Here is a 7,401-nt window from a genome sequence, read left to right as displayed (position 1 = left end):
GCCCATATGTCCACGCGCAACACGGTTTCCTGTATGGCGCAGGGCCAGGCGGCCGGCACGGCAGCAGCCCTGTGCGCCTTGCAAGGATTGAAAATGAGGGCTTTGCCCTACCGCCTTCTGCGCGAGACTCTCGAAAAAAACGACGTCGTGTTCACCACCTGAACGCTTGGACCCTTGAAATCTCGACAGTCCGCGGTATCGTGAACAAAGAATCGATCGGGGTGCCACGAAGAGGCAGTGATCAACCATGAAGAAAAAGACCTTCTGCCAAACATCCGGGCGACCAGCCTATGTGGGAACTCATTGAAGAATACCGTATGGATCCGACGACGTGGCTGTACGTCGCGTCGCTGATGACCATCGGTATCTTTTTCCGGTTCTCGCGATTCTTTTCCATCCGGAATCTTGACCTTGTCGGAATCATCCTGTTTGCCCCAGGACTGCTTTTGATTAGCCACCAGGCGGAGCGAGCGGGCTACGTGTGGCTCTTCCTGATCAGCGCGCTGTTTCTACCCCGGCTCCTCGTTGATCCATTCTTTACCCGCAGGCCGTTGACAGAACCCAACCTCTCGCCAGGCGGAATGACCTTTATGGTCATCGCCCTGATGTTTTTCCTGGTGGGAAATATTCTCACCGAGCGAGTCCTGGAAACGCGCCCCGCTCAAGTTGGTGTACCCGCCACCAGCCCCATTTGGCGAGTCCCAGAATTGAAAGGTCCGGGGTATCTGCCGTTTTATCGGGCGATCACTCTGTACCAGCGGGAATCACCACCTCAGGAAAAAAACTCCCCGCCTGCCTCCGCCGAGACCGAAACCACCTCACATCTCATCCTCACTGCAGGAATCAAAATAGCGGCCATTGCCGCCCAGTGTGCTATCGTCGCCGGCCTGATCCTCTTCGGCCTGCGCCACTTCGACAACGTGCAAACAGGTCTCGCCGCCGCTTCGCTCTACTTGCTGCTTCCATACACAAGTCAGCTCACCGCCCGATTGGACCATATCGTTCCCGGGGCATTTGTCCTCTGGGCGCTCGTGATGTACCGCCGCCCGATGATCGCAGGTGCCCTTCTGGGGGCTTCCACGATCGTGTTTTACCCGTTCTTTCTTTTGCCGCTGTGGATCGGATTCTACTGGCGGAGGGGACTCTTCCGGTTCCTTGCAGGTTTTCTGGCAGTGGTGGCGGGCCTGGTCCTGGTGCTCTTTTTTATCTCCCCCACATGGACGCAATTCTGGCGCGACCTGGCGGCGATGTTTGGAAAATACCTGCTTCGCACCGAAGGCGCCGATGGTTTCTGGACGTACCACTGGCCCTACTTCCGAATCCCTATTCTGGCCGGGTTTGCCGCTCTCTGTGTGAGTCTGGGGATCTGGCCCTCCGAAAAGAATCTAGCCAATCTCCTCAGCGGGACTGCCGCAGTGCTGCTCGCTGCGCAGTTCTGCCTCATCCATCAGGGTGGACTGTACATGGCCTGGTATGCACCGCCATTGATTCTGACGATCTTCCGGCCCAGTCTCAAAGACGTCACAGCGGAACGAGCCGTACCGCGCTACTGGTTCGCCCCGCTTCCCAAACTCGGAGCATGACCGACGAGCCGCTCTCTGCCCGCTCTCTGCTTGTGTGACGTCTCGATTGCCGGATCCATGCGCCATTCCCACAACGGCCACAAGTTCCCGCGTTTTGCTTCGCGCCTCACGCGCAGGGAGCAAGCCATCCTTAACGCAGTCAATAGCGGGACTGGACAACTACGGAAGACAATCAGAAACTGTCGCGCCGAGCACCACAAAGAGGTCCTGGACGGATTAATGTCCGGTCATCAATTGCTGGTAAAAGCGATTGGCCGTTTGATCTCGCCGCGTGATCACCCCTCCCCCTCAACCCGCAGCGTGGGCCTGCGCACCGGCGATGAGTTCAATGAACTCCTGATTGGATTTGTACTTGGCCAGCTTCTGTGTGAGCTGCTCCATCGCCTCTACAGGGTTCATGCTAGACAGCATCCGCCGCAAGATCGTAACGGCCTTGAGATACTCTGGCGGGAGCAGCTTCTCTTCACGCCGCGTTCCAGACTGAGTGATGTCAATAGCCGGCCAAATGCGGCGGTCCGCCAGCCGCCGATCGAGCACCAACTCCATATTTCCGGTGCCTTTGAACTCCTGAAAGATCAGTTCGTCCATGCGACTGCCCGTGTCGATCAAAGCTGTCGCCACAATCGTCAGCGATCCGCCCTCCTCAAACGCCCGCGCTGTCGCAAACAGCTTCTTTGGGATGTCCATCGCTTTGACGTCGATACCGCCGGTCATCGTGCGGCCGGTATTGCCCACCCACTTGTTAAACGCGCGCGCCAATCGCGTGATCGAATCCATCAGCAGAAATACATCCTTCCCCATCTCCGCGAGTCGCTTGCACCGCTCCACAATGAGCTGCGACAGCCGCACATGGCTTTCGATTTCACAGTCCAGGCTGCTGGCCACCACTTCGGCATTCTTGCACACACGGCGGAAATCCGTCACTTCCTCGGGACGCTCATCGATCAGCAAAATGATGAGCTTCATTTCTGGATAATTCTGGGCAATCGCCAGACTGATGTGCTGGAGCAACACCGTCTTCCCCGTCCGCGGCGGTGCCACAATGAGCGCCCGCTGACCCTTCCCGATGGGTGTCAGCAGGTCCATCACCCGCGTTGTGATCGGCTCGGGACCGGTCTCCAAACGCAGCCACTCCTCCGGATTGATGGGTGTCAATTCGTCAAAGTGCTTGACTTTTGGATATTCCTGCGGAGGAATCCCGTCGACATCGTGAATTTCCCGCAACCGCGGTCCCTGTCCCTTTTTACCCGGCTGTACCAGCCCCTTGATGTAAACACCCTGCCTCAGGCCATACTTCTCGATCATACTGCCGGGCACGAAAGGATCCGTCAGCCGCCGCTCATAATTGGCTGCCGGATCACGGAGAAATCCGTACCCGCTGGGGTGCAGCTCCAAAACACCACCCCCTTCGTATAGATTGCTCTCCGTCGATTCCACGGTCTGAACGGAAGTGGATTGCTGCTCCCGTGGGACGAGACCTCCGTTCGACCCATTCTTCTCGAGCTTGCTGTCAGAAGCCTGGGCTTGTCCGTTGTTGGAACGCATGGCCGTACGCTTTTTTCGTGTCATTGAACCACCAAAATGAGATCTTGCGCTATTGCGCAACCTGCAAGAACCAACCCGTTGAGAAAAAGAAGAATTCACCACGTCCGGTGCGCAACCGGCTCTCTAATCGGCGGACTGCCAAAAGCAGAACATCACCCAGCGCGCACCTCCGCGCAGCAAAGCCGAAAACCTGCCACGACCATCGAGTGGATTCAAAGAACCAGTGCCGGTGTGGTTGCAGGCACTTCGCTGCGGCGTCAATCTCAGGCAGCCCGATTCGCCATTCTTTCAAGTCACAGGTGTTTGCCGCTAACCAGAAATCGGCCGGAATGACACCTGATACAACATCCTACCCAGTCTGGTGTTCCGCAATCACCGCCGACTTACGAGAAGCCTTTCCGGCCTGTTCGCCGTGCTTCTCCGAGCAAGAGAGGGCTGTTCGCACCCGAAGAAACCCCAGGTCTGACGACGCCACCTGAGAATTGGCTCTTTCACCGTCTAAATCTTATCTTGCCTTACAACCGGCGTCAAGCCTTTTTCTTAACTCACCGTCCCCCACAACCCCTCCAAACAACCCCACAACACCGCTGGGCGACCTTTTCGAGGTACCACCTCTCTCAATCACCGGCGCCCCTGACGACCTTGTCAAGGAGCTCCCTTTCTGAAAATCGGAAAACTCCCGGCTCTTTCGTCATTTTTTCGGCAGCTTGTTCTCGACTAATCCCCGCACTATTCCCCAGACGATCACCGCTCACCGGGCGGAAACAGGATCTTCTGACGCTCCTCGTCCGTGAATTTGCTCTCCGCAATCGGCCCTGGATTCCAGCACTGCTCGAGGAGTCCAGGCCGCGGCTCCTCCACAGGGATCACCCACACCTCGCCCCCCTGATCATCCTTTTCCACTCGCCCACCGGCTCGCAGAACCGCCTCCCGTGCCAGCTTGACACATACTTCACTGAGCCGGTCAAAATTATACGCCGTGTGACTGAATACACTCTGCCGATCCAGCTTCGCGGTAAATCGCTCTGGCAAGTGCTTCAGCCCCACGGTTGTGAACAAGACCCCGCCTGCGTTCGCCGGATTGCAGTCAGAATCCTGCCCACACCGCGTCGCAATGATGATCGTCTTATCGAGGTCCCCTTTCCCGTAGAGCAAACCCATCACAATGTAGGCCCCATTAATTTTTGCGTCAATATTGGCTGGCCCCTTCATGCACGAGGCCCGCCGATACTCCGGATTGCGATTGTACTTTTCCTCGATTTTCTGCCAGGTGGCTTCCCAGTTATCGGGATTTTCTTTCCACCAGGCGATCACATCGCGAATGCACTCCGCATACTGACTCTCCGCCGGGATACACCGCAGCCCCGCTTCCACAATCTTCAACGGATCGCTCTCAAAAAACGCCTCGGCATACATGCCCCCTACAAACTGCCCGCCGTAAACTCCGTCCCCATAGTTCATCAGCCGCCCAAATTTATTTCCCAGCGCAATCACCGTGTTGGGCATCCCCGGGGCGATGATTCCCGAGAAGTCTGCCTCGATCTGATAGTCGATATCATCCGCATGCTTGTTAAATTTGGGATGTCCGGAATCCGGGGGCGCAATCCCCGACCGCAAATTATCACGTCCCGCCCGATTCGCATGCCACAGCGGGTACCGGCTGTTGGCAAAATCGATCCCCGCCTGCCGAATCGACACGTCCCAGCCATGCTCCTCTAAACTGCGAAGAAACGTCATCTCGACATACAAATCGTCCTGGTGAAACTGGTTGACCATCTCCGGCTTCCAGGTCGGCATCTCATTTTCCGGAATGATCCGCCCCACGTAGCGGAATTCCGTCGGGCCGCCCCAGCCCACTCCCACCATTTGCCCGATCCACGCGGCCTCCATCTTGTCTCGATACTCTGCCAGGGAAATGCGTCGGACCGCAGGCTCGGCACCCATCACCGCTGATCCCGCCCAAATTGCCGCCATTCCCACCCACAAAACCAGACTCCCACGAATCTTAACTCCGCTCTCGCGCCCGATCATGATGCACCTCCACGCGCGTGGACCGCAAACCTCAACTCGATAACGCTCCCCAATTATAGGCACCCCCGACTGCGCCTACCACCGTCGCCGACTGATTTGCCGCGCACAAAAAAGGGCCGGCCACGCCGGCCCAACTCGCTTGGTCCTCTGGCTCTCAAAACACTCAGGACTTGCTCGCTTTCTTCCCCTTGCCCTTTTGAGTGGCCTTCTCTTTCGCAGCGGCTAACAGCGCCATCGCATCCGACGGAAGCTGGAACGGCTTATTCTTGATCCGCTTCGTAACCCGGCCGCTCTTCAAGCATTGTGTGCACACCCGGACACGGCGAGATGCTCCGTTTTCATCCGTGATCCGGATGCGCTGGAGATTAGGCTTGAACTGCCGCGGCGAAATACCCGTCACTTTGGTACCCACACCGCCTAAATACTTAGCCTTACCCCGGGTGGCCACCTGCTTCCCAATCGCTGCCGACTTACCGCAAATTTCGCACTTTTGACCCATGGCCTTTACTCGCTCGATAACAAGTTCTTACTCCGGTGCTGGGGTGCGGAGCGTCTTCGATCTGTCGAAAACACCTATTGTAGCAATTCCGCCCCCTCTCGCAAGGCGAGCCGCCCATGAACGCACTGGACAGCCCGAACTCGGAAGCAACTCCCTGTGGTCCCTCTCTGAAAAGGGCACGTTCTCGGGCCTGGAACAACCCAAGCCGATTGATCCCTAGCCGGCCCAGCGAACGTGACAGGCACGTCCCTCCGGGGAAACTGCGGACCTAGCCCGTCCTTCCCCCCCATTCTCCGGACGAACATTCCCACCGCACCCCGCGAATCCGCGCGGCGGACCATTGCCGAGAAACCTCCTCGGCGGTACTCTAAATTGTTTCTGGCGTCCCGAGCAGGCGCAAAAGTCTGCAACACGCCCTTTCAATTAACTTATCCGGGGCGGTGCCGCCATCAGATTTAATTAAACATCATCAAATTTATGAACAAAATGCGAAATTGGATGCCCGGCCCTGTTGCGGCCGTTCAAGTTCGGCAACCTCCCACCAATCCACACGAGGTTAACCCAACATGACCATGCTTCGCTCTACCCCATCCAGTCCTGCTGACGACGTCCAGGCACCCACGGCAAAGGAAGTCCCCGCGACTCTTGAGCAAATCTGTCGCGATCGGCACTCTCACTTGCGGGCCCAGGACCCCGAAATCTACCAGCTTATCCTCGCCCAGACCCAGTATGAGACCGACACTCTCAAAATGATCCCCTCCGAAAATTACGCCTCCTTCGCGGTCCTGGAGGCCACCGGATCTATCCTCACCAACAAATACTGCGAGGGTTACCCCGGCGCCCGCTACTACGAGGGCAACGAATTCATGGATCAGATCGAGCAGCTCGCCATCGAGCGACTCAAAGCCCTCTTCGGCGCAGAACACGCCAACGTCCAGCCCTACTCCGGTTCCCCTGCCAACCAAGCCGTCACCCGCGCCCTCGCTTCGCCCGGCTCCAAAATCATGGGCATGCCCGTCCCCGCCGGTGGCCACCTGACCCACGGCTGGAAGGTGAATTTCTCTGGGATGGACTACGTTCCGGTTCATTACGGCCCCCGGCCGGACACCGGACTTCTCGACTACGACGAAATCCGCGCCATCGCCCGCCGAGAACGCCCCCGCATGATCTGGGTCGGCGCCACCGCCTATCCCCGGCTCCTCGATTACAAGGCCTTCGCCGAAATCGCGCAGGAAGTCGAGGCCTACCTGGCTGCCGACATTGCCCACATCAACGGCCTCATCGTCGGCGGTGTCCATCCCAACCCTGTCCCGCATTGCGATGTGGTTTCCAGCACCTGCCACAAAATGCTCCGTGGCCCCCGGGCAGGGTTCATCCTCTCCCGGATTGAAGATCGATGGCAAAGCAAATACTTCCCCGAGAGCAACCTCAACCTGGCCAAACGAATCGATCGGGCCGTTTTCCCCGGCCTGCAGGGGGGCCCTCATATGCACGTTATCGCGGCCATGGCCGTGGCCTTCAAAGAGGCCGCCTCTCCCGCCTTCCGTGACTACGCCCGTCAGGTGGTGGCCAACGCCCGACGGCTGGCAGAGAAGCTTCTCGAAAGAGGCTATCGGCTCGTCAGCGGCGGCACAGACACCCACTTACTCGTGATGGACTTTCGCGACGCTCCCTATTCCGGCAAGGAAGTGGCCCAGGCGTTGGCCAAAGCGGGGATCATTGCCAATTTCAACATGGTGCCTG

The 7,401-nt window shown here is 58.0% G+C and carries 5 protein-coding genes; 2 read left to right on the top strand and 3 right to left on the bottom strand.

What is annotated here, in order from left to right; translation table 11 throughout:
• Positions 1-290 precede the first annotated feature (290 nt).
• Positions 291-1,583 carry a hypothetical protein gene (locus ABJK56_RS08195; protein ID WP_347244179.1) on the top strand — a complete coding sequence of 431 codons (1,293 nt, stop codon included), beginning with the start codon at positions 291-293 and terminating at the stop codon, positions 1,581-1,583.
• Between the two features lie 288 nt (positions 1,584-1,871).
• On the opposite strand, the gene rho is transcribed toward ABJK56_RS08195, so the two are convergent.
• The 3 genes from rho to rpmB all read right to left on the bottom strand — a co-directional run bounded on the left by rho (position 1,872) and on the right by rpmB (position 5,658).
• Positions 1,872-3,152, bottom strand: coding sequence for a transcription termination factor Rho (rho, locus tag ABJK56_RS08190; protein WP_347244178.1), 1,281 nt, complete (start codon positions 3,150-3,152; stop codon positions 1,872-1,874).
• A 720-nt stretch (positions 3,153-3,872) separates the two neighbouring features.
• Positions 3,873-5,159 (bottom strand): ADP-ribosylglycohydrolase family protein, encoded by a 1,287-nt coding sequence (locus ABJK56_RS08185; protein WP_347244177.1) that lies wholly within the window; start codon positions 5,157-5,159, stop codon positions 3,873-3,875.
• A 163-nt stretch (positions 5,160-5,322) separates the two neighbouring features.
• Complete coding sequence (rpmB, locus tag ABJK56_RS08180) at positions 5,323-5,658, bottom strand: 50S ribosomal protein L28 (RefSeq protein WP_347244176.1); 336 nt, start codon at positions 5,656-5,658, stop codon at positions 5,323-5,325.
• Positions 5,659-6,224: 566 nt separating this feature from the next.
• Between rpmB and glyA the strand changes: the two genes are divergently transcribed.
• Positions 6,225-7,401: serine hydroxymethyltransferase (glyA, locus tag ABJK56_RS08175; protein WP_347244175.1), on the top strand; the 1,177-nt coding region annotated here is incomplete at its 3' end.

The organism is Thermogutta sp. (genome assembly GCF_039793925.1).
Lineage (GTDB): Bacteria > Planctomycetota > Planctomycetia > Pirellulales > Thermoguttaceae > Thermogutta.
Note: the sequence above shows the minus strand (reverse complement) of the source record. Positions and strands in the feature narration are given on the sequence as shown.